The 22,338-nt window shown below is 68.8% G+C and carries 20 protein-coding genes and 2 pseudogenes; 10 read left to right on the forward strand and 12 right to left on the reverse strand.

Going from position 1 to position 22,338, the window contains the following annotated elements:
* The first annotated feature begins 21 nt into the window (after positions 1 to 21).
* The 5 genes and pseudogenes from D7W79_RS00720 (at position 22) to D7W79_RS44705 (ending at position 4,878) form a co-directional block, all read left to right on the forward strand.
* Positions 22 to 3,045, forward strand: a complete 3,024-nt coding sequence (locus tag D7W79_RS00720; protein ID WP_158616849.1) for an ATP-binding response regulator — start codon at positions 22 to 24, stop codon at positions 3,043 to 3,045.
* The gene (locus D7W79_RS00725) at positions 3,045 to 3,401 is read left to right on the forward strand and encodes a response regulator (protein WP_120523384.1); all 357 of its coding nucleotides are present in this window, start codon (positions 3,045 to 3,047) and stop codon (positions 3,399 to 3,401) included. Before D7W79_RS00720 ends, D7W79_RS00725 begins: the two co-directional genes overlap by 1 nt.
* A gap of 12 nt (positions 3,402 to 3,413) precedes the next feature.
* The gene (locus tag D7W79_RS00730; protein ID WP_120523385.1) at positions 3,414 to 3,791 is read left to right on the forward strand and encodes a hypothetical protein; all 378 of its coding nucleotides are present in this window, start codon (positions 3,414 to 3,416) and stop codon (positions 3,789 to 3,791) included.
* A 59-nt stretch (positions 3,792 to 3,850) separates the two neighbouring features.
* Positions 3,851 to 4,294 (forward strand): annotated as a pseudogene (locus D7W79_RS44700) (winged helix-turn-helix domain-containing protein); the annotation flags it as partial.
* Between the two features lie 14 nt (positions 4,295 to 4,308).
* Complete coding sequence (locus D7W79_RS44705) at positions 4,309 to 4,878, forward strand: transposase (RefSeq protein WP_120523387.1); 570 nt, start codon at positions 4,309 to 4,311, stop codon at positions 4,876 to 4,878.
* 196 nt (positions 4,879 to 5,074) lie between these two features.
* Here D7W79_RS44705 and D7W79_RS00745 read toward each other — a convergent pair whose 3' ends face one another.
* Positions 5,075 to 6,061: a hypothetical protein gene (locus D7W79_RS00745; protein WP_147441748.1), complete on the reverse strand. Its 987-nt coding sequence runs from the start codon at positions 6,059 to 6,061 to the stop codon at positions 5,075 to 5,077.
* Between the two features lie 318 nt (positions 6,062 to 6,379).
* Between D7W79_RS00745 and D7W79_RS00750 the strand changes: the two genes are divergently transcribed.
* From D7W79_RS00750 to D7W79_RS00765, 4 genes are all read left to right on the forward strand, one after another.
* The gene (locus D7W79_RS00750; protein WP_244221533.1) at positions 6,380 to 6,976 is read left to right on the forward strand and encodes a chalcone isomerase family protein; all 597 of its coding nucleotides are present in this window, start codon (positions 6,380 to 6,382) and stop codon (positions 6,974 to 6,976) included.
* Positions 6,977 to 7,093: 117 nt separating this feature from the next.
* Positions 7,094 to 7,906, forward strand: a complete 813-nt coding sequence (locus tag D7W79_RS00755) for an OmpA/MotB family protein (RefSeq protein ID WP_120523390.1) — start codon at positions 7,094 to 7,096, stop codon at positions 7,904 to 7,906.
* 30 nt (positions 7,907 to 7,936) lie between these two features.
* Positions 7,937 to 10,558, forward strand: coding sequence for a TonB-dependent receptor domain-containing protein (locus D7W79_RS00760; RefSeq protein WP_120523391.1), 2,622 nt, complete (start codon positions 7,937 to 7,939; stop codon positions 10,556 to 10,558).
* Positions 10,559 to 10,562: 4 nt separating this feature from the next.
* Entirely contained in the window at positions 10,563 to 11,456 is an 894-nt protein-coding gene (locus tag D7W79_RS00765; RefSeq protein ID WP_120523392.1) for a hypothetical protein, read from the forward strand.
* A gap of 6 nt (positions 11,457 to 11,462) precedes the next feature.
* Here D7W79_RS00765 and D7W79_RS00770 read toward each other — a convergent pair whose 3' ends face one another.
* From D7W79_RS00770 to D7W79_RS00795, 5 genes and pseudogenes are all read right to left on the reverse strand, one after another.
* On the reverse strand, positions 11,463 to 12,032 hold the full coding sequence (locus D7W79_RS00770) for a hypothetical protein (RefSeq protein WP_120523393.1): 570 nt from the start codon (positions 12,030 to 12,032) through the stop codon (positions 11,463 to 11,465).
* Between the two features lie 18 nt (positions 12,033 to 12,050).
* Positions 12,051 to 12,416 (reverse strand): hypothetical protein, encoded by a 366-nt coding sequence (locus D7W79_RS00775; RefSeq protein ID WP_244221534.1) that lies wholly within the window; start codon positions 12,414 to 12,416, stop codon positions 12,051 to 12,053.
* A gap of 132 nt (positions 12,417 to 12,548) precedes the next feature.
* Positions 12,549 to 12,791 (reverse strand): annotated as a pseudogene (locus D7W79_RS00780) (Hsp70 family protein); the annotation flags it as partial.
* Positions 12,792 to 12,991: 200 nt separating this feature from the next.
* The gene (locus D7W79_RS00785; protein WP_120523394.1) at positions 12,992 to 13,558 is read right to left on the reverse strand and encodes a hypothetical protein; all 567 of its coding nucleotides are present in this window, start codon (positions 13,556 to 13,558) and stop codon (positions 12,992 to 12,994) included.
* Between the two features lie 516 nt (positions 13,559 to 14,074).
* On the reverse strand, positions 14,075 to 15,331 hold the full coding sequence (locus tag D7W79_RS00795) for an Hsp70 family protein (protein ID WP_120523395.1): 1,257 nt from the start codon (positions 15,329 to 15,331) through the stop codon (positions 14,075 to 14,077).
* Positions 15,332 to 15,490: 159 nt separating this feature from the next.
* On the opposite strand from D7W79_RS00795, the gene D7W79_RS00800 reads away from it, so the two are divergent.
* On the forward strand, positions 15,491 to 16,354 hold the full coding sequence (locus D7W79_RS00800; RefSeq protein WP_120523396.1) for a hypothetical protein: 864 nt from the start codon (positions 15,491 to 15,493) through the stop codon (positions 16,352 to 16,354).
* A 104-nt stretch (positions 16,355 to 16,458) separates the two neighbouring features.
* On the opposite strand, the gene D7W79_RS00805 is transcribed toward D7W79_RS00800, so the two are convergent.
* From D7W79_RS00805 to D7W79_RS00830, 6 genes are all read right to left on the reverse strand, one after another.
* Entirely contained in the window at positions 16,459 to 17,349 is an 891-nt protein-coding gene (locus D7W79_RS00805) for an RNA polymerase factor sigma-32 (protein ID WP_120523397.1), read from the reverse strand.
* 470 nt (positions 17,350 to 17,819) lie between these two features.
* Positions 17,820 to 18,707, reverse strand: coding sequence for a CHAD domain-containing protein (locus D7W79_RS00810; RefSeq protein WP_120523398.1), 888 nt, complete (start codon positions 18,705 to 18,707; stop codon positions 17,820 to 17,822).
* 6 nt (positions 18,708 to 18,713) lie between these two features.
* Positions 18,714 to 19,253, reverse strand: a complete 540-nt coding sequence (locus D7W79_RS00815; RefSeq protein WP_120523399.1) for an inorganic diphosphatase — start codon at positions 19,251 to 19,253, stop codon at positions 18,714 to 18,716.
* An 88-nt stretch (positions 19,254 to 19,341) separates the two neighbouring features.
* Positions 19,342 to 20,313 carry a hypothetical protein gene (locus D7W79_RS00820; protein WP_147441749.1) on the reverse strand — a complete coding sequence of 324 codons (972 nt, stop codon included), beginning with the start codon at positions 20,311 to 20,313 and terminating at the stop codon, positions 19,342 to 19,344.
* Between the two features lie 29 nt (positions 20,314 to 20,342).
* Positions 20,343 to 20,843 carry a hypothetical protein gene (locus tag D7W79_RS00825; RefSeq protein ID WP_120523401.1) on the reverse strand — a complete coding sequence of 167 codons (501 nt, stop codon included), beginning with the start codon at positions 20,841 to 20,843 and terminating at the stop codon, positions 20,343 to 20,345.
* 92 nt (positions 20,844 to 20,935) lie between these two features.
* On the reverse strand, positions 20,936 to 22,338 hold a 1,403-nt coding region (locus tag D7W79_RS00830), incomplete at its 5' end, for a protein adenylyltransferase SelO (RefSeq protein WP_120523406.1).

Genomic DNA, 22,338 nt, shown 5'->3' on the forward strand with positions numbered 1-22,338 from the left:
TGGTTGGCTGGCGGGGGCGAGATGGCGGCCCTCATTGCGTCGCTTGACTGGTCGCGCTCCCCCCTGGGCCCTATCGAGTCGTGGCCCCAGAGCCTGCGCACGACGGTGAGCCTCTGCCTCGCGTCGAACTTCCCCATCAACATCATCTGGGGCGAGGGCCATAACCAGATCTACAACGCGGGCTACCGCGTGGTGTGCGGCGCGGTGCACCCGCGCGCGATGGGGGAGAGCTACCGGGTCACCTGGGCCTCCGCCTGGCCGGCCATCGGCGAGCCGTTCGAGCGCGCGCTCGCCGGAGAGACCTCCTACCTCGAGAACCAGCGGATGTTCCTCGAGCGCAACGGCTACCCGGAGGAGACGTTCTTCACCTTCTCGCTGAGCCCCATCCGCGACGAGTCCGGCAAGGTGGTGGGCCTCTTCCACCCGGTGACGGAGACGACGGCCACGATGCTCGCCGAGCGGCGGACGCGGGCCCTGCGGGACATCGCTGACAGCGCGGGGCAGGCGCTGGTGTTCGACGAAGCGTGTGGGCTGCTCCTCGCGACGCTGGGCGAGTACGCCTTCGACCTGCCCTTCGCGCTGCTCTACGTGACCTCTCCCGACGGCACCGAGGCCCGGCTCCAGGGCCAATGCGGGGTGCCCACGGGTGCGCCGTTCACGCCGGACGTCATCCCCCTCAAGGACACCGGGGCGGATGGGACGTGGCCGCTGGCGCGCGCGGCGAAGAGCGGGCGGGTGGAGCAGGTCACGGACCTGGAGGCCCGGTTCGGACCGGTCGTCGCGGGGCCGTACCCGGAGCCCCTGAAGTCGTCGTTCGTGCTGCCGGTGCGCGTGGCGGGCGTGGACGCGCCGCTCGGGTACCTGGTCATCGGGGTGAGCCAGCGGCTTCCGCTCGAAGGCCCCTACCGCGCCTTCGTGGAGATGCTGAGCGGCGCGGTGAGCGCGGCGCTCGGGAACGCGCGGGCCTACGAAGCGGAGCGGCGCAGGGCGGAGGCGCTCGCGGAGATTGATCAGGCGAAGACGGCCTTCTTCAGCAACGTGAGCCACGAGTTCCGCACCCCGCTGACGCTGATGCTCGGGCCCGTGGAGGACCTGCTGGCGGGGCTGCGGGGGGCGTTGCCGGAGGCGGCGCACGGAGAGCTGCGGGTCGTGCACCGCAACGCCTTGCGGCTGCTCAAGCTGGTGAACGCGCTGCTCGACTTCTCCCGCATCGAGGCAGGGCGCGCCCAGGCCCACGTCGAGCCCACCGACCTGTCCGCCCTCACCCGCGACGTGGCGAGCGCGTTCCGCTCCGCCATCGAGCGCGCGGGCATGCGGCTGGTGGTGGACGCGGTGCCGCTGGAGGAGCCGGTCTTCGTGGACCGGGAGATGTGGGAGAAGATCGTCCTCAACCTCGTGTCGAACGCGTTCAAGTTCACGCACGCCGGGGAGATCCGCGTCGAACTGAAGCGGGAGGAACGCTTCGCGCGGCTGTCGGTGCGGGACACGGGCATCGGCATTCCGGAGCCGGAGCTGGGCAAGGTGTTCCAGCGCTTCCACCGGGTGACGGAGGCCCGGGGGCGCACGCACGAGGGCAGTGGCATCGGGCTCGCGCTCGTGCACGACCTGGCGAAGCTCCACGGCGGCTCGGTGGAGGTGGAGAGCGTGGAGGGGCAGGGGGCCACGTTCACCGTCCGCGTGCCGTTCGGGCGCGCCTTCTCCATGGGGTTGCCGGCGCCGGAGGCAGAGCGGCCTCCCGCCAATCCCATCCGGGTCGAGGCGTTCGTGGAGGAGGCGCTGCGCTGGTCGGTGGAGCCCTCGGAGGAGGCGCTGCCCGTGCCGGCCGCGCCGCCGGATACCGCGGCACCGGTGCTGGAGACCGGACCGCGGCCGCGCATCCTGCTCGCGGACGACAACGCGGACATGCGCGACTACGTGCGCCGCCTCCTGTCGCAACGCTACGACGTGACGGCGGTGGCGAACGGAGCGGAGGCGCTCCGCTCGGCGCGGGAGTCGCGGCCGGACCTGGTGCTGTCGGACGTGATGATGCCGGTGATGGACGGCATCCAATTGGTGAAGCAGCTGCGCGCGGACGAAGCGCTGCGCACGCTGCCGGTCATCCTGCTGTCCGCGCGCGCGGGTGAAGAGGCCACGTCGAGCGGGCTGGAGCTGGGCGCGGACGACTACCTGACGAAGCCGTTCGGGGCGAAGGAACTGCTGGCCCGCGTACGGACGCAGCTCACCATGGCGGCCATGCGGCTGCGGTCGGCGGAACAGGACGCGCACGCGGAGCAGCTGAAGCAGCACCAACGGGGGTTGGAGGCGCTGCTCGGCGCGCGCGACGAATTCCTCTCCATCGCCTCGCATGAATTGAAGACACCCATCACGTCCCTGCTGCTGCAATTGCAGATGGCGGAGCGGAACGTGAAGCCCGTGGAGGGACGGACGCCCAACCCGGAGCGGATGGCGCGGGCGCTGAAGGTGTCCCTGGTCCAGGTGGACCGGCTGACGCGTCTGGTGGAGGACCTGCTGGACGTGGCCCGCATCCGGACGGGCTCGTTCGAGCTCGCCGTGCAGGAGGTGGACCTGACGCAGCTCGCGTCGGACGTGTTGGAGCGGCTGTCCGGGCAGCTTGCACAGACGGGGTGTCCGGCGACGCTGGAGGCTCCGCCGAAGCTGGTGTGGGCCGCGGACCTGCGCCGGCTGGAGCAGGTGTTGACGAACCTCATCACCAACGCCATGCGGTACGCGCCGGGAGGGCCGCTGGCGGTGCGGTTGGAGTCGCGGGGTGACCTGGTGCGCCTGGAGGTGCGCGACCACGGCCCCGGGGTTCCGGAGTCACAGCGGGACAGCATCTTCGACCGGTTCGAACGGGGCATCGCTTCGCGCCACGCGGGGGGGCTGGGATTGGGCCTCTTCATCTCCAAGCAGATCATCGCGGCGCATGGTGGCAGGATTTCCGTGGAGGGGCCGCCAGACGGAGGCGCGTGCTTCGTGGTGTTGCTGCCCCGGAGCGCCGCGCACGCGCAGGCTCCCGGCGTCCTGACGTTCTCGGGAGTGCTGTGATGGCCCGGAGCATCCTGGTGGTGGAGGACGACTTCTACATCCGCGAGGCCGTCCGCGAACTGCTGGAGGACGAAGGCCACACGGTGCACTGCGCGGAGAACGGCGCCCAGGGCCTGGCGATGCTGGAAGGCCTGCGGCCGCTCCCGGACGTCATCCTGCTGGACCTGATGATGCCGGTGAAGGACGGCTTCCAGTTCCGCGCGGAGCAGCGGGCCGACCCGCGCTTCCAGCACATCCCGGTGGTGGTGATGAGCGCGGATCCGCAGCTCGACACCCGCAAGGACCTCCTCGCGGCGCGGGCCTACCTGCGCAAGCCCGTGGACATGGGGCAGCTGCTCAGCGCCGCGGCGGTGTAGCAGGATGCAGCCATGTCATTCTTGAACGTACCGCTCCACGACGCCGAGGTCATGGGCGTGCGGATGGACCTGGAGAAGCAGCTCCTGCAGCTGGACCTGGTCCTGCACACGGGCGAGGCCGTCCGGTTGGACTTCCAAGGCGCGGAGGAGTGGTCCCTTTCAGGGCTCGGAACGCAGAACGTGCTGTTCGCCCTCCGGGAATGGCGGGCCGGGACGGACGGAGTCGCCGACTGCTGCGAAGAATGGAAGCTGGATGCCTTCTGGACGCAGAAGATCCTGGCGGGTGAGTTGGTGCTGTATGAGTGTGAGCCGTCCGTGGGGATGAGCGGCTACATCGTGGCCCGCACCGTGACGGTGGCTCGCACCTCATCCATGAAGACGACCGTCTAAACCTCCTCGGGATGTCCCCTAAACACCAGCGCAGTTGAATGGGTGGAGAGGGGGAGACGATGGGGGCTCAGCATCCGTTCAGGCTGACGCCCGGGCAACTGGAAGCGCGGCGGCTCTTGGCCGCCTCGCTTCTGGAGTCGGGCTGGTGTCCAGTGGATGTCGCCGACGAGTTGGGGGTGACGCGTGGGGCCGTTTCCCAGTGGAGCAAGAGGCTGCGCGAAGAGGGCCTGCAGGCCCTCTGGCGCAAGCCCCACAAAGGGCGGCCCTCGTACCTGAAGCCGGCGCAATGGAGGCAGTTGGCGCGAGCGTTGGAAGCCGGTGCACTCAAGGCCGGTTTTCCCACCGAGCGCTGGACTCTTCCAAGGGTCGCCCAATTCATCCAGCGCCGATGGGGCATCGGGTACCACCCAGCGTCCCTCAGCGAGCCCCTGCACCGCCTGGGCTTTTCGGCCCATCGGCCTCGCGCCCAAGCCCGAGAGCGAGATGAGGCCCTCATCGAAGCCTGGCTGAAGCGGGATTGGCCACGCATCAAAAAGGGGCTCGAAGAAGCGGCAGGACGATTGCCTTCCTGGACGAGACGGGCAGCACGTTTCGAGCCCGCCTCGGCACCACATGGGCGCCCATCGGCACTGCGCCCACGCTCCACCGCCTGAGTAGACGACGTGAGGTGTCGAGTATCGTCTTGCTGGTGGCGCCGACACAGTGGCGACAGCCCCAAGTCCTGGCGCGCCATTTCGAGGGGGCCATTCATGCTCAGCAGGTCCTCTTCGCGCTGCGCTACTTCCGCAAGCGTGTAGGGCACCCGCTGCTCATCATCTGGGACCACCTGGCGGCACACCGAGCAAGGCAGGTGAAGGACTGGCTCTCACTCCATCCCGACGACTTCCAGGTGGAGTGGCTACCCTCCTATGCGCCGGAATTGAATCCCGAAGAGGGCTGCAACAGCTGGGTGAAGGGAAGGCTCCTAAACGCCCTCCCTCGCGATGTCGCCGAGCTTCGTCACCTGACAAGGAGCGAGTTCCGCAAGCTGCAAAGCCGTCCGCAGGTTCTTCGCTCCTTGTTCAGGCACGCTCGCCTCAGTGTTTAGCGGACTACCCGAGGCGGTTTAGAATGCGAGTTCCATCCAAGGCGTCTCCGTCGAACTCGACCACATCCTCCAGCGAGGCACGTCTGCCGGCTGATGTCGCGAGCGCGTGAAGACGTGGCATTCCAGGTGCTGTTCCGGGCGATGGACGGAACTCGGTGAGCTGGATGGGCGTGGAACGATCCAGCGGCGGTGACGGCTACTTCCAATCCTTCAGCCAGTAATGCACGGGGGCGCCGCCATACGTCCCCTGTTCTTCCAAGGGCCGATGCCGGATCCAGATGGGAGCATCCTCCAGTTGCCAGGGGTCCTCCGCGTAGGTGCTGGTGAGCTCGAAAGACGTATCTCCACCATCCTGGCCGTGAAGGCTGCGTTGAAAGACCCGGACAAGGGTGTTGCCGGCCTGGAGGTCCTCGCGCGCGTCGGAATCAGGCTGGGGGGAATAAGGGCTCTCACTCTCTTCCGCCAGCGCGATCATGACTTCCAGCAGGGTCCCCTCCCATTCGTAATAGCGAGACAAAGGGGGCGCGAGATGTGACTCGACTTGATGGACATGGCGCACGCGCGAATCGCCTGTCGTCCATCGATGGGTGACGCGCGCCCCGTCTGCCTGCTCGTAAACCGCGGATTGGGTGGACCGGAGTGCGATGATTCCATTCGCGGGTTGAACGGGCCGCTGGCCCATGTTCAGGAGCTTGATCCGCAAGGAAGGCTCCTCCTTGGCCATGAAGTGCTCTTCCAGGAAGAACGCTCCACCCGCGAACAGGATGCGGGGATCCTTTGCCTGGACACATCCCCGCGCTTCATCGCCGGGCCGGATGTAATAGGCATACTCCTGGCATTCGAAGGTCTTGCCGTTGACCTCCAGTTTCATGGGCGATGATGTCCGCGCGCGGTAGTTCCATCCGGCATCCCGGGGACGAGGTTCGTCGGTGGAAACGCGAGTGTCGATGGGATGGTTCTGCATTTCACCGCTCAGGGGCTGCCGCTTCATGACGAAGACCAGCGGTCGCTCGTAGAGTGCTTTCCACCGCTTCTCGAGCCGGGCTCTGCGCCGCATCCGCGCCTCGACCCAGCGCTCGGACGTCGTTTCCCGGAGGACCGTGAACGTCACACGAAGATTCTTCAGGAGTAATGTGTCAACGCGGTACTCGACGAAGGTCCCCGGAGGCAGGGACGCGGGCATGGGCTCCACGGTGCATGACGGACAGCGCCGGCCCACTCCCTCGTAGTTCGCCGCCGCGCAGCCCGTCAGCATCACCAGGCCCCACGCCAGAAGCCCCCGAAACCCACGTGTCAGGTCCATCCGTCCATTCTGCCCTGGCCGGGAGCGCGCTTCCGGACTAAGCCCATCTCCCGGCTTTCCTGACGCCGCGCGGCGTCCGTCCCGGATGCTGGCCAACCGGGGAGTCACTTGAACCCCCAACAGCCTTGCCTTGGGCCTCCGGTTGCCGTCCAATGGTGCACAAACCAATGATCGTGGCCGGTGGCGGTTTTCAAGAGCATGCGCACCGTTGCGATCACCGACTCAGGGGTGAAGGGGAAGGCGATGATGGGGACGGCGTGGAAGAAGGGGGCGCGAGGGTTCGCGCTGGGGATGCTCCTGCTCGTGGGCGCTGCCGCCCATGCGGGACAGGCGGGCGGGGTCAACATGCCGGATTCCCTCCAGGTGGAGGGGCGCACACTCGCGCTCACCCACATGGAGCTGAAGAAGAAGCTCTTCTTCAACATCTACGTCTGGAGCCTCTACATGGAGGAGGAGCCCTCCTGCTTCAAGGAGGCCGTGGCGTCCAACAGCCTGAAACGCCTGCACTTCCGCTTCCTGCGCACCATCACCAAGGACCAGCTCGTGGGCAGCTTCCGCGAAGGCCTGCGCCAGAACCCGGCCATGCGCGAGGACGCCCTCAGCCAGTCCCTGGAGAAGCTCCTGTCGTCCCTCCATGACGTACGCAAGGGCGACGACCTGGTCCTCACCTACCTGCCCGGCTCCGGCCTCCACGTCTCCGGCGGCGCGTCCGGCGGCGTCCACATCCCGGGCAAGCCCTTCGCGGACGCCCTCTTCAGCTCCTGGCTGGACACCCACCCCATCTTCCCCAAGTAGGCCGCTCGTCCAGCGGGGAAGTTTGGCCTCAAATTAGGTGCGCGTTTCTCCTAGGCGGCGGGCCTGAGAGCGGTAGTCTCAGACCCACCAACATCCTTGTCAGGAGGAATCGCACCTATGCGGACACGTCTGGTTCTGGCTGCCCTCGTCGCCCTCTCCACGGGCTGCGTCTCGCAGGGGAAGTTCAACGAGAAGGCCCTGGAGGCCGAGGGGCTGACGAAGAACCTCACGGATGAGAAGGCGGCCCGCACGGCGGCCGAGGCGAAGATCAAGGAACTGGAGGAGAAGCAGGCCGCGCTGGAGCAGGAGAAGACCGCGCTGCAGACGCGCCTGGACGCCTCCGAGAACCGCCTCACCAGCGCCGCGGCCGAGCGCCGCGCCCTGGAGGAGAAGAACGCGCAGCTGGCCGCGCTCAACGACGAGCTGGGGCGCAACGCCAAGAAGCTCGCGCAGGCGAAGGAGGAGCTGGAGAAGAAGAGCTCCGAGTACGAGAACCTGGCCCAGTCCCTCAAGCAGGAGATCTCCGACGGCAAGATCGAGCTGTCGGAGATGAAGGGCCGGATGACGGTGCAGCTCAAGGACAAGATCCTCTTCGCGTCCGGCTCCGCGCGTGTGGGCAAGGAAGGTCAGGAGGCGCTCGTGAAGATCGCCGACGCGCTCAAGACGGTGCAGGGCCGCATCGTGCGCGTGGAGGGCCACACGGACGACGTGCCCACCGGCGGCGGACAGTTCCCCACCAACTGGGAGCTGAGCCTGGCGCGCGCGATGGCGGTGGTGCGGTCGCTCCAGGACTCGGGCGTGGACCCGACGATGCTGTCCGCGGCGGGCTACGGGCAGTACCAGCCGCTCGTGCCCAACGACTCGCCGGAGCACAAGAGCCAGAACCGGCGCATTGAAATCGTGCTCGCCCCGAGCCTCGGGGGGCGTTAGGAGGGGGCGCGGGAGACCCGCGCACCCTTCATGAGAACGCTCTTCTGCGTCATCTGTGTATTGCTTGCGACCGGGGCCGTGGCACAGGCTCCGGACGCAGGAACCCTCGCTGGTGATGCCGGCGCTCCCACGGGCGTGCTGACGAAGCCGCCCGCCCTCCTGCGCCAGGTCGAAGCCGCCTACCCGCCGGACGCCGCCGCCCAGCAGCTCGAGGGCACGGTGGTGATGTTCATCGACATCTCGGAGACGGGCGCCGTCACGAATGTCGAAATCACCCAACCCGCGGGCCACGGCTTCGACGAGGCCGCGGTGGAGGCGGTGAAGCAGTTCCAGTTCGAGCCCGCGGAGGTGGACAACGTCCCCGCGCCGGTGCGCATCCAGTACGCCTACCAGTTCGTCTTCCGCGCGCCGGAAGCGCCGCCAGAGGCCCCGTCCGCGGACGGCGGTGTGCAGGAGCCGCAGGGCCCGGTGAACTTCAGCGGCCAGGCGCTGGAGCGCGGCACGCGCAAGCCGCTGGTGGGCGCGGAGGTGGTGCTCAGGGAGCTGGACCGCTCCGCCGTCACGGACAACGAGGGACGCTTCTCCTTCCGGGGCGTCCCCGTGGGCACGCACCCGGTGGTCGTCGTGCTGGGCAACTACGACCGCTTCAAGACGCAGGAGACCATCGAAGAGGGCAAGCTCACGCAGGCCACGTACTACGTGCAGAAGCGCATCTTCAGCCAGTACGAGACGGTGGTGCGCAGCGACCGCGAGCGCAAGGAGGTGACGCGCACCACCATCACGGTGGCGGAGGTGCAGCGCATCCCGGGCACGCAGGGTGACACGCTCAAGGTGGTGCAGAACCTGCCGGGCGTGGCGCGGCCCGCGTTCAACGGCGGCGCGCTGGTCATCCGTGGCACCAGTCCCCAGGAGTCCGGCGTCTTCCTGGACGGCCTGCGCATCCCCATCCTGTACCACTTCGGTGGCCTCACCTCCGTGTACAACTCGGACCTGCTGGAGGCGGTGGACTACCTGCCCGGCAACTTCTCCGCGTACTACGGCGACATCACCGGCGGCGTCATCAACGTGCGCAGCCGCGAGCCCCGGACGGACCGCTACCACGCCACGGTGGGCATCAGCCTCATTGAGTCCAACGCGGTGATCGAGGGCCCCATCACGGACACGCTGAGCTTCGCGATTGGCGGCCGGCGTTCGTACATCGACCTGGTGCTCAAGGCGGTGCCGTTCGACGACGACAGCCTCCAGGTGGCGCCGCGCTACTACGACGCGCAGGCGAAGCTGGTGTGGAAGCCGAACAGCCGCAACACCTTCACGCTTCAGGGCCTGACGTCGCGCGACCGGCTGGCGCTGCTGTTGGACCAGCCGGCGGACGGCGACCCGTCCGTCAACGGCAGCCTGGACGTGACGACGGGCTTCAACCAGCTGCGCCTGCGGCACCAGTTCCGCGAGGGCAAGCTGACGCTCGACACGCACGGGCTCATCGGCAACACCATCCTGGACTTCCAGATTGGCGAGCGCGGGCTGCGCATCGCGTCCACGGACCTGTTCCTGCGGCCCACGGTGGAGTACGCCTTCAACGACAGCGTGACGGTGGCGGGCGGTCTGGACGTGGTGACGAACCTGGCGAAGGTGACGGCCAGCATCCAGCAGCCGCCGCGCGAGGGCGAGCCGCCGTCGCCGCTGGTGACGGAGGACCTCATCAACATCGACGGGAAGTTCACCCAGTACTACCCGTCCGCCTGGGCGGAGGTGCGGTGGCGGCCCATCAAGGACCTGCTGGTGGTGCCGGGCGTGCGCACGGAGAGCTACGTCTTCACGGACCAGCAGGAGGTGAAGCGCTCGGTGAACCCGCGGCTCGCGGTGCGCTACGCGCTCACGGAGACGCTGACCTTGAAGGGCGGCGCGGGCGTCTATCACAGCCCGCCGGTGCAGGATGAGCCGTCGCCGGGGTTCGGCAACCCGGACCTGGGGGCGAAGCGGTCGCTCCAGTACAGCGTGGGCGCGGAGTGGCAGGCGCGGCCGGAGTGGTTCGTGGGGACGGAGGTCTTCTACAACGACCTGGACGACCTCATCGTGCGCTCGGACGCGCGCGTCGAGCGCAACGGCGAGTCGGTGCCGGAGAACCTGAAGAACGGCGGCGTGGGGCGCATCTACGGCTTCGAGCTGCTGGTGCGCCGCGCGCTGACGGACCGGCTGTTCGGCTGGATTTCGTACACGCTCAGCCGCAGCGAGCGCCGGGACGCGCCGGGGGCGCGCTGGCGCCTGTTCGACAACGACCAGACGCACGTGCTGACGGCCATCGCCAGCTACAAGCTGCCGAAGGGCTGGGAGGTGGGCGCGCGGTTCCGCTTCGCGTCCGGCAACCCGACGACGCCGGTGCAGGGCGCGAAGCGCGACGACACGACGGATGTGTTCATCCCGTACTACGGGCTGGTCAATTCGCAGCGGTTGCCGTCGTTCAACCAGCTGGACATCCGCGTGGACAAGAACATCGTCTTCGACACGTGGAACCTGGACGTCTACCTGGACCTGACGAACGCCTACAACAACCAGTCGGTTGAGGGCGTGGCCTACAACTACAACTATTCAGAGCGCGAGTTCTTCAAGGGCCTGCCCATCCTGCCCGTGCTCGGTCTGAAGGGAGCCTTCTGACGCCATGCGCACGCCCGTCCTCTTGTGTGCCATTGCCTTGCTGGGGTTGAGCGCGTGCGGTGGCGCCGACTTCGATGCGCAGAGTGAGATTCGCAGCGTGCGGGTGCTGGCCATCAAGGCGGAGCCGCCGGAGCTGGCGTTGGACCCCAACGCCTCCACGCTGCCGCCGCCGGTGACGTTCACCGCGCTGGCGGTGACGCCGGACGCGCGGCCGGTGACGGTGACGTACGCGCTGTGCCGGGCGGACGTGAACCCCTACGGGGACACGGCGTGTCCGGGGGACAGCGGGGTGGCGCTGCCAAACGGAGTGCTGTCGCTGAGCGACCCGGCGGTGCAGGCGCTGCTCATCGAGTCGTTCCAGAAGGCCACGGGCAACACGGGGGGCGGGGACGGCGGCACGTTCGACTTCAACGACCCGGCGGTGCAGGAGGCGCTGCGGGTGGGGCTGCCGCTGTTCGTGGGCTACGAGGCGACGGATGGCAGCGGGACGCCGGAGGGGGTGGAGCGGGGCGTGCGGCGCATCACGCTGCGTTCGACGGACGCGCCCAACCAGAACCCGGTGATGCAGGACGTGCTGTGGAACGACGCGCCGCTGGTGGGGCCGCTGCCGCTGGACACGGAGGTGACGTTCACGCCGGTGCTGGGCGAAGGCAGCGAGGAGGCCTACGCCACGGAGGACGGGACGAAGACGGAGCAGGTCTTCTACAGCTGGTTCGCGACAGGCGAGGGCGAGGTGGGCGCGTTCCGTTCGCTGGAGCCGGTGGACGGCAAGCCCGGCGACCCGACGACGACGTACACGACGGCCGCGACCCCCGAGCGCATCACCGTCTGGGTGGTGGCCCGCGACGGCCGCGGCGGCACGGACTGGACGACGCGCACGGTGGACGTGGGGCTCTGAGGGCGCTCACGGAATGTTCGTCGGGTCGCTGTCGAAGAGCGCGTCGAACAGGGTGGTCTGGGGTGGACGCGTCCACTCCACGGCGACGGGGACGGGAAGGGCCGCGACTTCGGGCGGGAGCGCCGTGACGTGGAAATGGGCCTCGAGTTCCCGGGCGATGATGCGCGCGGTGTCGCTCATGGCCACGGGCAGGGGCGGCAGGTGCAGGTGGGCCTTGCCGCGCTTGCGTCCCTCATAGTCGAACGTAATTCCATACACCGTGTAGACCGGCGCCAGGATGCTCAGGCAGCCCACGAGTACCCAGGGCACGGGCTGCATGGGGATTCCCTTCGCGGGATAAACCGCGCAGCGCAAGGAGGCCTGGGAGGTCGTGCTGGCTTCCGCCAGGGTGAAGTCTGGAAGACGCATGCCCAGCTGCCTCCGGAAGTCATCCCAGCGCTCGTTCTCCTGTAGCACCTGCGCCCAACGCTCTCGGCGACGCTTGAGCTCAGGATGGGCGTCGTCCAGGGACTCCTCGTACGAAGCAGGCCAGTAGTGGCGAACGAGGGTCAGCAGTTCATTCGTGCTGGGTGGCATGGCGCGAGGGCTCCAGCGTCAGAGGTTCACGTTCCCGAACAGCACCGGAGGCGCCCGCTCATCGCATTGCGCCCTGAATCGGGCTCCGGCAAGGGACGCCTCGAAGGTCCTTCGCAGCTGCGCCTTCATCAACTCACAAAGCACTCCGAGCGGCGAGTCGGGGGTGGCGGAGCTGAAGACCGCCTGGGAGGCCTCGTTGATACGGTCCGCCGCGATGCGCTGAGCCAGCGGTAGGGTGATGACGCCTTCATGGGTTCGCAGGGGCGTTTCAACGCCGAACCTGCACAGCACGGACTCGCTTGTGTTGGCGCGGGTAATCCGGATGTGGATGCAGGCGGAGCGCTGACCGCCTTCTTCCCCTGGAGTTGCTTCCCGGAGCGTCACGAAGCGGATCTGCCTCGGAAGGATCCGCCCCGTGACGACCGTCCGGTCCGTGGGCCCGACACATGCCGTGGACAGGGACAGCACGACCGCGGCCTGAAGCCACCGTCGCCGTACCGCCTGTCCCGCCATGGTTCACCCCGTCAGCCACGCGGACGCGCGGTCCAGGCTCTCCGCCACGGAGGTGAAGGCGTCCGCCGTGCGCACGCGCTCCTCTCCGAAGCGCTTCACGTACAGCTCCCGCACCGCCGGAATCTGCGACGAACCTCCCGTCAGGAAGACCGCGTCAATGTCCCTGGCCTCCGGGTGCTTCGCCAACAGCCCTTCCGTGCACTGCGACAGTTCATCCAGCAACGTGCGGCTCGCCGTCTCGAACTCCCCGGACGCCTGTGGAGACACCTTCATTGGCGTGGACACCGGCGCGTGCTACGCGGTCAGCCTGGACGGCCGGATCCTGCGGCGCAGTGTGGGAACGGAGCCGAATGCCCTCCCGATGCCTTCAGAAGTTGATGCAGGACTTCTGGAAGGGCTCCCGGCGGTGCCGGGGCCCTGTAGTCGGCTTCACTCGTCCTCACGCATCACGGAATGTTCGTCGGGTCGCTGTCGAAGAGCGCGTCGAACAGGGTGGTCCTGGGCGGCTGGGTCCAGTCGACGATGACCGGAACAGGGGTCGCGGCCACCTCTCGGGGCAGCTCGGTGACGTGGAAGCGGGCCTCCAGCTCCCGGGCGACGACGCGTGCCGTTTCCTGCATGGCTCCGGGCAGCGGCGTCAGGTGAAGCCGGGCCGCACGGCGCTTGCGCCCCTCGTATTCGAACGTGATGCCGTACACGGTGAAGACCGGGGCCAGGACGCTCATGCAGCCCACGACCGCCCAGGGGATGGGCGGCATGGGAACGCCCTTCGCGGGATAGACGATGCAGCGGAAGCTGCACCGCGTGGGGCCCGTGCCGTCTCCTACCGACCCTTCTGGAAACAGCGTCCGCAGCTGGCCGAGAAACCCACGCCATGGGCCCAGGTCTTGAAGCGCCTCGTCGAAGCGTTTGAAGAGTCGGGTCAGTTCGGGACCGGGCTCATCCGCGTCGGAGACCGACGCAGGCCAATAGTGCCTGGCGATGGCCAACAGTTGCTCCGTGCTGGGAGGCATGGCGCTCAGGCTCCGGCATCAAAGGTTGAAATCACCGAACTGCACGGGGAGGGCCCGCTTGTGACACTCGGACGGGACCTTCGAGCCTGAGATGGACGCAGGGACAGTCGTTCGCAACGTGGCCTTCAACGACTCGCAGAGCATTCCCAGGGGGGACTCCAACGTGGCGGCGCTGAAGATGGCTTGCGTGGCCTCGTTGATTCGGTCCGCCGTGATTCGCTGGGCCAGTGGCGTGGAAACGGGGCCCTCGAAGCTGTGAAAGGGCGTTTCAATTCCGAACCTGCACAGGATGGATTCACCGGTGTTGTCCCGGGAGATCCGGATGTGGATGCAGGCTGCCCGCCAGCCACCGGCCTCGCCTGGCTCCGGTTCGACGATGGTCACGAAGCGGATCTGTCTCGGAAGGATCCGCCCCGTGACCACGGTCCGGTCCGTGGGCCCGACACATGCCGTGGACAGTGACAGCACGACCGCGGCCTGAAGCCACCGTCGCCGTGCCGCCTGTCCCGCCATGGTTCACCCCGTCAGCCACGCGGACGCGCGGCCCAGGCCCTCCGCCACGGAGGTGAAGGCGTCCGCCGTACGCACGCGCTCCTCTCCGAAGCGCTTCACGTACAGCTCCCGCACCGCCGGAATCTGCGACGAACCTCCCGTCAGGAAGACCGCGTCAATGTCCCTGGCCTCCGGGTGCTTCGCCAACAGCCCTTCCGTGCACTGCGACAGTTCATCCAGCAACGTGCGGCTCGCCGTCTCGAACTCCCCGCGCGTCATCGGCTCGTGCAGGTGGATGCGCGCCTCGTCGAAGTCGATGGTCGCCTGCTCCTCGCTGGACAGCTTCACCTTCGCCGCTTCAATCGACCGGAACAGCCGGTAGCCCAGGTTGTCCATCACCAGGTCGTAGAGCGCCTGGATCTCCGCCGGGTGGTCGCTCGTGTCGAGCATCACCTCCAGCAGCTCCTGCGTGGACTTCTCCCGGATGAAGGACATCTCGTGCCAGTTGAGCAGCTTCGCCAGCACGTGCTGCGGAATGGGCAGCCGCTTGTGGCTGAAGCCCTTCACCTTGTACGTGGACCCCGCCCCGAAGCGCGGCAACAGCTTGTGCCGCATGATCTCCGCGTCGAAGCGGTCACCACCGATGCGCACACCCGTGGAGCCCACCACGTCCGGCCGCCGGTCCAGGTTCCCCCTGCGCGACGGGCCCAGCCGCATCAGCGTCAGGTCCGTCGTGCCGGCGCCGAAGTCCGCCACCAGCACCAGTTCGTCCTTCTCAAGCCGCGCCTCGTACGCGAGCGCCGCCGCGATGGGCTCAATCAGGAACTGCACGTGCGTGAAGCCCGCCAGCTCCGCCGCCTTGCGAAGACGCTTCTCCGCCAGCGCGTCCGCCTCCGCATCCGGAGTGAAGACCGCGGGCCGGCCCAGCACCACCGCGTCCGGCGCCTCGCCCAGGTGGGCTCCCGCCGCCTCGCGCACGCGGCGCAGGAGGATGGCCACCAGGTCCTCGATGGTGAACGTGCGGCCCTTCACCTGCGTCGCCCGGAAGGACGAGCTGTGCAGGAAGGACTTCACGGACTGGATGAACCGGCCGTTGTTGTCCTCCAGGTAGCGCTGGATGGCGTCCGCGCCCGTGAAGACCTCCCGCTCGTCCTCCGCGAAGAAGAGCACGGAGCGGAACAGCCGGGGCTCCGGGGTGTGAGGCTGCAGCGGCAGCACGGTGCCGTCCGGCAGGGCCAGGGCGGTATTGCTGGTTCCGAAGTCGAGTCCGCAGGCGCGCATGGGGGGGCGCCCCTTATCGCCATTCTTCCGGACGCGGTAGCCCCAAAGTGAGCGCCTGCCGCAGGGCGGGCGGACGGGCGGGCGCTCGCGGTGCCATGGCTTGGCGCCTCGCGAGCCCTCGCCATCTTTGCCCTGTCATCCCTTTGACAGGAGAACCCCATGAAATCGCGCGCAGCATGGCTGGGTGCCGGAGTCGCCGCACTGCTGGTGGGCACCACCGCCTGCCAGGACCAGGACCGCTCTCGCCAGGACAAGGCGGAGAACACCCCCGAACATCAGGTAGAGCAGGCCCAGGCCCAGTCGGAGAAGGCCTTCGACGACGCGCGCGACGCGCAGAAGCAGGCCTCCAGCGAGCAGCGCGAGGCCGCCCGCGCCCAGGAGGACGTGCAGCGCAAGCAGCAGGAGCTCCAGGAGGCCCAGGCCAAGGCCCAGAAGGAGGCCCAGGAGGCCCAGTCCACCCAGCAGCAGGCCCAGGCGCGCACCCAGCAGGCCCAGTCCGTGGCCCAGCAGGCCCAGGCCAGCGCGCTGGAGGCCCAGCGCCGGGCGCAGCAGAACTTCGCCACCCAGCAGCAGCAGGCCTCCAACGAGAGCGCTTCCGCGAACCAGCAGCTCGCCCAGCAGAGCGCCCAGCAGCAGCAGGCCGCGAACCAGAACGCCGCCACGCAGCAGGCCGCCATCGCCCGGAACTCGCAGGCCGCCCCCGCCCAGAACACCCAGGCCGTGCAGCAGGAGCAGCAGATCTCCGGTGACGTGCTGAGCGCCAGCGCCCAGGAGGTGCTGGTGAGCCAGGCCGGCGAGCCGCAGCTGCGCCTGAAGGTGGGCCCCAGCACGCAGGTGCAGGTGGACGGCCGGGCCGCGAGCGCGGCGGACATCCAGGAGGGCGCGCAGGTCCGGGCCTCCTACCGCACGGACGCGAGCAGCGGCGAGCCGCAGGCCCTGCGCATCGACGCCACGTCCCGCGCGCAGCCGGCCACGCCCGCAGCGCCGGAGAGCGGCGAGTCCTCGCCCGGCGTGCCCCGCTAGCCCCTGACGCCGGACATGCCACGGCCCCGTGCCTTCGCGCTTCCCAACGCGAGGGTCCGGGGCCGTGAACTGTCGCAGCCTTGAAGGCGTTGCCTCTTACCGCGTTACGCGGCCAGCTCGGCCTGGTCCAGGCCGGCCTCGGCCATCAGGTTCGCCAGCTCCGCCTTCAGCTTGTCCTTGGCGCGGATCTCCAGCTGGCGGGCGCGCTCGCGGGAGAAGCCGAAGTGCTCGCCCAGCTCGCTCAGGGTCATCTCGGAGTCGCTCATCACGCGCTGCTCGATGATGAAGCGCTCGCGCGGATCCAGGCGCATCAGCGCGCGCTGCACCAGCGTGCGGGTGAGGCCCGCCTGCTGCCGGTCGGCGACCTCGTCCGCGTGGGAGGCGGCCTCCGACTCCACGAAGTCCAGGTGCGTGGCGTCGCCGTCCTCGCCCACCGGCGCGTCCAGGGACAGGTCCCGGCCGCCCATGCGCTGCTCCATCTCACGCACTTCCGCGGGCTTCACGTTCAGCTTCTTGGCGATCTCATCCGCGTTGACGATGTGGCCACCCTCGCCAGCGCCCAGCTTCTCCAGCTCGCGGCGCGTGCGGGCCAGGCTGAAGAACAGCCGGCGCTGCGCCTGCGTGGTGCCCAGCTTCACCAGGCTCCAGTTGCGGAGCACGTAGTTCTGGATGTACGCGCGGATCCACCACACCGCGTAGGAGATGAGGCGGATGCCCTTCTCCGGGTCGAACTTCTGCACCGCCTTCATCAGGCCGATGTTCGCCTCCTGGATGAGGTCGGACATCTTCAGGCCGTAGGAGCGGTACTCGTAGGCGACCTTCACCACGAAGCGCAGGTTGCTCGTCACCAGCCGGTGGCCCGCCGACAGGTCGCCCGCGCGGAAGGCGCGCGACAGCGACTGCTCGTCCTGCGGGTTGAGCAGCGGGTACTGGTTGATCTCCGAGAGGTACGTGGAGAGCGAGTCAGCGGAAGAGAAGGAGCTGGAGGCTTGCATGGGGGTCTCTCGGGGAAGAGGGCGGGGTGTGTGACCGCCGTTTGCTGCGACGGGGAGACCTTTAGCAACGCACGGGCCAATGCCAGCCGACGGGCAACCTCAATGATTCCAGGCCGTTGCGCGAAAGAGCTTCAATGCTTAGGGCGGAACCCGGCAGTTTTTACAGCGGGGGGTTCCGACACTTCTTCCGGGTGCCCTGAAGGGAGGGTTGCCTGCCCTCCGACCCGGGCACAGGGCGGATCACATCCAGCAGGGATGTAGGAACGCCCCGGCCCCCACACCAGGGGACCAGGGCGGCGGGTGTGCGGAAGTGGAAGCCGCCGTCAGGGCGTGACGGGCTGGGAGACGTAGCCCACGTCCACGGAGCGGATCTCCGGCAGGCAGGTGGGGTTCGCCCCCTGCGTCACCTGGGGACGGGACGGTCCAGGGTCTATCAGAGCGACCTGACAGGAGAAGCGCCTCCGGGTGCGTCAGGTCAATGCCTTGCGCAGCCGTTTGGGAATGGCCTCCGCGTGCCAGCGCTGCACCTCGCGGGCGATTTCCGCAGAGCGCTCCGCGCGCTCGTCCCGGGCCTGGGGCAGCAGCTTTCGCGCGGCCTTTCGCTGGCCGGGCGGGGCCTCCGCGGCGGCGCGCTCGAAGAGCTCCAGGCGCACGTCCGCGTCGTGCAGCTCTCCCAGGCCGTCCTGCAGGGGCACCAGGACCTCCAGCAGCGCGCCCACGGTGCGGCGGAAGGCGGGCTGGAAGATCTCCAATTCGTAGCGCAGCTTCTTCAGGTCCTTGCGCAGGGCGTGCGCGGACGCGGCGTCGGGCGCGTCCGCGTAGCGCTCCAGGCGCTTCTCCACGCGGCGCAGGCGCTGGCGCAGGTGGCTTCGCACGCGCTTGCCGGCGAAGCGGTGGGTGTCCTCCAGCGAGTCCAGCTTCTTCAAGAGGCGCGGCACGGTGCGCTCCGTCCAGCGCTCCAGCTCCGCGCGCAGTGTCTTCTCCTTGTCCTTCAGGCCGGACAGGTGGGACTGGCGCAGGTCCTTCAGGGCCTTGCCCGCGTCCTTCGTGTCCTTCGCGGCGGTGTCCAGCCACTTGTCCTGGACGTGCAGGTCCCTCACGTCGCCCAGCGCGTCCTGGAGGCGCTTCACGTCCGCCTCCAGCCGGGCGAGCTTGCCGGTGGCCTGGAACACCTGGAGCGCGGCGCGCAGGCGGCGGGTGGCCACGCGCATGTCGTGCACGCCGTCCTCGTCCAGCTCTCCGTCCAGCTGGCTCTCCGGATGGCGCACGTCGGCGAGCCGGCCGGCGAGGATGCGGCGGGCGGCGTCGCCCAGCGCGGTGTCGGGGCCCAGGCCCCGGATGGGAGTAGGAGGGGGCATGGCGCGTCAGTCCTCCTTGAGGGTGTACTGCTGGACCATGTGCTCGGCGGCGTCCGGGCCGCCCCAGCCGAGGATGCGCGCGTCCTTGTCCGCGAAGTGCACCACCGCGAGGAAGAAGTGCTCCAGCTCCTCGCGCTCGCGCTGGGACAGGTCCTGATAGGAATTGAGGTGGTCCGAACGGATGGCGTTCACCGGCACGAGCAGCAGGCGGTCATTGCGCTCGCGCTCGCCCTCCTTCCCATTCTTCTTCTTCTGGTCCACCTGGAGCACGCCCAGCGCCCGGCAGGGCAGCACCACGCCGGGCCAGGTGGGCACGTCCCAGTACACCAGCGCGTCCAGCGGGTCCCCGTCCGGGCCCTTCGTGCTGGGGATGAAGCCCCAGTCGAACGGGTAGCGGAAGCCGCGCGTGAGCGGCCGGGACAGCGTGAAGGCCTGGAGCTTCGAGTCGTATTTGAGCTTCACCGTCGAACCGCGGGGCGATTCGACGACGACGTGCAACGCATCCTGTTCGCCGCGCAGGGGCAGGCGGGTGAAGTCGGTGGCCATGGACCCTCAGGCTGGGGTCGCCCTTCCGCCTCCGGCAAGTGCCCCCCTGGACCGGAGTTTCACTCGCCAACCCTGGCCCGGGCTCCCGTCAGGGCTGGGAGCCCAGGATGTACAGCGCGACGGTCAGGACCGTGCCCAGTCCCGTGAGGATGAGGCTGGCGATGGCCTTGCGCTGGTCGCGCTGGGACCCGCCCTCGCGCCGGGCCTTCACCAGGTTCACGATGTTGAGCACCAGCGACACGGGCTGGACGATGAAGCAGAAGGGGATGAGCGACACGAGCCCCAACTGCAGGCCCACGTTCGGCGCCGTGAAGAAGGACTCCGGGGCCTTCTTGATGGAGCGGGCTCGCAGCTCCCAGCAGCCCGGGCACAGCGGCGAGGCCTGTTCGCGGGTGCGGTTCTCACACCGGGGGCACATGAACGCGCCGCAGCGGGGGCACACGCCACTCGCGACGATATCGTCGTGCCGCGCGCAGATGGCGCGGACCGGAGTGCCCTCCGCGTCCTGTCCGTCCTCGGCCCACGCCGCGGGACGCAGCCCGGCCACGAAGTAATCCATGATGGTCCGCGCGGCGTCGGCGTTGGGAATGGCGAGCGCGATGGCGTCCTTGTCGATGCGCAGCACCTGCGGTCCCCGGCCGCGCGCGAAGAAGATCCAGGTCAGCAACGGGACGGCCACGCCCAGCGCGAGGACGACCAGGCCCAGCGGCAGGGGCTCCTCGGCCACCAGCAGGGCAATCGCCGTGACGAGCAGCGCCAACGCGGTCACGGCCGAGATACTGGTGAGGATCTGCCCGCGCCTCCACCGGCTCCATGCCTCTTCCGTGAAGGGCAGGGTCCCCTTCACCCGCTTCGTCATCGCGGACGCGACGATGATGGCGATGAGCACGTTGAGGAGGAACAGGAAGCCAATCCAGCGCGGATACCAGGAGAACTTCACCGGCTTGAAGACCACGCCCTGCCGCTCCCCGGTGACGACGCAGACCGGTGGCAGGTCGAACTCGTTCAGCTCCCCCGAAGGGACGTCAATCTGATGCATCGCGGAGGACTTGTAGTCCACCGCATGCAATGACTTCCAGTCACTGCCCGCTAATGCAGGGGCCGGCCCAGGGGCAGCGCTGACTCACGACGCGCCACCAGCTTCCGCGTCGCGCGGGCCGCGGCCAGGCCTCCCAGCGTGTACCAGGCCACGGTGAGCAGCGACGTGGACGGGCGGGCCTGCGAGGGTGCCCGGCCCAGCCCCAGCTTCGGGGGGAGCACCACCGCGCCCAGGCCGGCGAGCAGGCCCAGCATCGCGCCGCGCAAGTAGGGACGCTTGGGGCGTCCCAGCGCCACCAGCGAGAAGAAGAGGCCGTTGGACAGCAGGTCTCCCGCCAATGTCTGACGGTGCAGTTGACGCCCCTTCGCGGGCTCGCCACCGAAGAAGCGGATGCCCTTCTCCAGGGAGCGCATGCCCAGCACGTCCATGCGCGGCGGATGCTTCAACACACGCCGGGCGCTCTCGTGCACCAGTGTCAGCGCGGCGGCGCCGACGAGGCCGGGACCCAGGGCACGGAACACGATGCGAGGCGGAGCGGGAGGTTCAATCATGCCTTCCAAGCTAGGCACCGCACCGCCGGGATTCCTTCCCGCGTGCGCCTGCCCGCCTGCCCCCCTGTCCGGCGACCCGTTGTGCCCGTGCGTCAGGAGCTGCAGCTGACCACGAGGTGCCGTCCCCACGTGGGCGGGGCTTCCGCGTAGGCCTCCTGGCCAGGATGTTCGTCGAAGGGCGCGGACACCAGCGCGAGCACACGGTCCACCTCCGAGAAGTCCCCCGCCTGCGCGCGGGCGATGGCCTGCTGCGCCACCCAGTTGCGCAGGACGTACTTGGGATTCACGCGGTCCAGGCGCGCCTGGCGTTCGCCGTCCACGCTGCCTTCCGCCTCCAACCGCTCGCGGTAGCGCACGGCCCACGCGTCGAAGCCCTCCGGCGGCAGGAAGTGGTCGCGCAAGGCGTCGTTGCGCGCGCCCTCGCTGGAGTCGAACCGGTTCAGCGCGCGGAAGAAGCGCGTGTAGTCCACGTGCGAGCCGGCCATCAGCCCGAACAGCTCCTGCACGAGCTCACGGTCCTCGTCGCGCGCCTCCATCAGGCCCAGCTTCTCCCGCATGCGCGTGAGGAAGTGGCGGGCGAAGAGGGACTGGAAGAGCGTCAACGTGGCGCGCGCTTCGTCCTCGGTGATGAGCGTGAGCAGTGCTTCACCCAGACAGGCCAGGTTCCACAGCGCGACGCGGGGCTGCTGGTCGAACGCGTAGCGGCCCTGGGGGTCGGAGTGGTTGCAGATGAAGCCGGGGTCGAAGTCGTCCAGGAACCCGTAGGGCCCGTAGTCCAGCGTGAGCCCCAGGATGGACATGTTGTCGGTGTTCATCACGCCGTGCGCGAAGCCCACCGCCTGCCACCGCGCCACGAGCTGCGCGGTGCGCTCCACCACCTCCGCGAAGAAGCGCGCGTATCTGCCCTCCTGGCCCACGAACTGCGGGAAGTGCCCCGCGATGACGTGGTCCGCGAGCGTGGCCACGTGGCCCGGCTGCTCCGTGTGGTGGAAGTACTCGAAGGTGCCGAAGCGCACGTGCGACGGGGCCAGGCGCACCAGCATGGCGCCGGTCTCCACGTCCTCGCGGTACACCGGCGTACTGCTGCCCAGGATGCACAGGGCGCGGGTGGTGGGGATGCCCAGCGCGTGCAGGGCCTCGCCGGCCAGGTACTCGCGCACGGTGGAGCGCAGCACCGCTCTTCCGTCACCGCCGCGCGAGAAGGGCGTGGGACCGCCGCCCTTCAGGTGCAGGTCCCACTTGCCGCCGTCCGGAGCGCGCACCTCGCCCAGGAGCAGCGCGCGGCCGTCCCCCAGGCGCGGCACGTACACGCCGAACTGGTGCCCGGCGTAGACCATGGCCAGCGGCTCCATGCCGGGCAGCGGCGTGGCTCCGCCGAACACGCGCGCGAACTCCGGGCGCGCGGCTTCTTCCGCGTCCAACCCCAGCAGCCGCAGGGCCGCGGGGTTCACGCTCACCACGCGCGCGTCCGGGAAGGGCGCGGGGGCCACTCGGG

Origin of the sequence: Corallococcus exercitus, assembly GCF_003611585.1 — a bacterium.
GTDB classification, from domain to species: Bacteria; Myxococcota; Myxococcia; order Myxococcales; family Myxococcaceae; genus Corallococcus; species Corallococcus exercitus.

What these genes read in the sequence shown, in the direction of transcription:
- D7W79_RS00805 (WP_120523397.1), bottom strand. Translation starts at nt 17,349, where the DNA reads ATGCAAGCCTCCAGCTCCTTCTCTTCCGCTGACTCGCTCTCCACGTAC.
- D7W79_RS00795 (WP_120523395.1), bottom strand. Translation starts at nt 15,331, where the DNA reads ATGCGCGCCTGCGGACTCGACTTCGGAACCAGCAATACCGCCCTGGCC.
- D7W79_RS00815 (WP_120523399.1), bottom strand. Translation starts at nt 19,253, where the DNA reads ATGGCCACCGACTTCACCCGCCTGCCCCTGCGCGGCGAACAGGATGCG.
- D7W79_RS00765 (WP_120523392.1), top strand. Translation starts at nt 10,563, where the DNA reads ATGCGCACGCCCGTCCTCTTGTGTGCCATTGCCTTGCTGGGGTTGAGC.
- D7W79_RS00785 (WP_120523394.1), bottom strand. Translation starts at nt 13,558, where the DNA reads ATGCCTCCCAGCACGGAGCAACTGTTGGCCATCGCCAGGCACTATTGG.
- D7W79_RS00800 (WP_120523396.1), top strand. Translation starts at nt 15,491, where the DNA reads ATGAAATCGCGCGCAGCATGGCTGGGTGCCGGAGTCGCCGCACTGCTG.
- D7W79_RS00755 (WP_120523390.1), top strand. Translation starts at nt 7,094, where the DNA reads ATGCGGACACGTCTGGTTCTGGCTGCCCTCGTCGCCCTCTCCACGGGC.
- D7W79_RS00770 (WP_120523393.1), bottom strand. Translation starts at nt 12,032, where the DNA reads ATGCCACCCAGCACGAATGAACTGCTGACCCTCGTTCGCCACTACTGG.
- D7W79_RS00730 (WP_120523385.1), top strand. Translation starts at nt 3,414, where the DNA reads ATGTCATTCTTGAACGTACCGCTCCACGACGCCGAGGTCATGGGCGTG.
- D7W79_RS00825 (WP_120523401.1), bottom strand. Translation starts at nt 20,843, where the DNA reads ATGATTGAACCTCCCGCTCCGCCTCGCATCGTGTTCCGTGCCCTGGGT.
- D7W79_RS00745 (WP_147441748.1), bottom strand. Translation starts at nt 6,061, where the DNA reads ATGCCCGCGTCCCTGCCTCCGGGGACCTTCGTCGAGTACCGCGTTGAC.
- D7W79_RS00725 (WP_120523384.1), top strand. Translation starts at nt 3,045, where the DNA reads ATGGCCCGGAGCATCCTGGTGGTGGAGGACGACTTCTACATCCGCGAG.
- D7W79_RS00720 (WP_158616849.1), top strand. Translation starts at nt 22, where the DNA reads ATGGCGGCCCTCATTGCGTCGCTTGACTGGTCGCGCTCCCCCCTGGGC.
- D7W79_RS00760 (WP_120523391.1), top strand. Translation starts at nt 7,937, where the DNA reads ATGAGAACGCTCTTCTGCGTCATCTGTGTATTGCTTGCGACCGGGGCC.
- D7W79_RS00810 (WP_120523398.1), bottom strand. Translation starts at nt 18,707, where the DNA reads ATGCCCCCTCCTACTCCCATCCGGGGCCTGGGCCCCGACACCGCGCTG.
- D7W79_RS00750 (WP_244221533.1), top strand. Translation starts at nt 6,380, where the DNA reads ATGCGCACCGTTGCGATCACCGACTCAGGGGTGAAGGGGAAGGCGATG.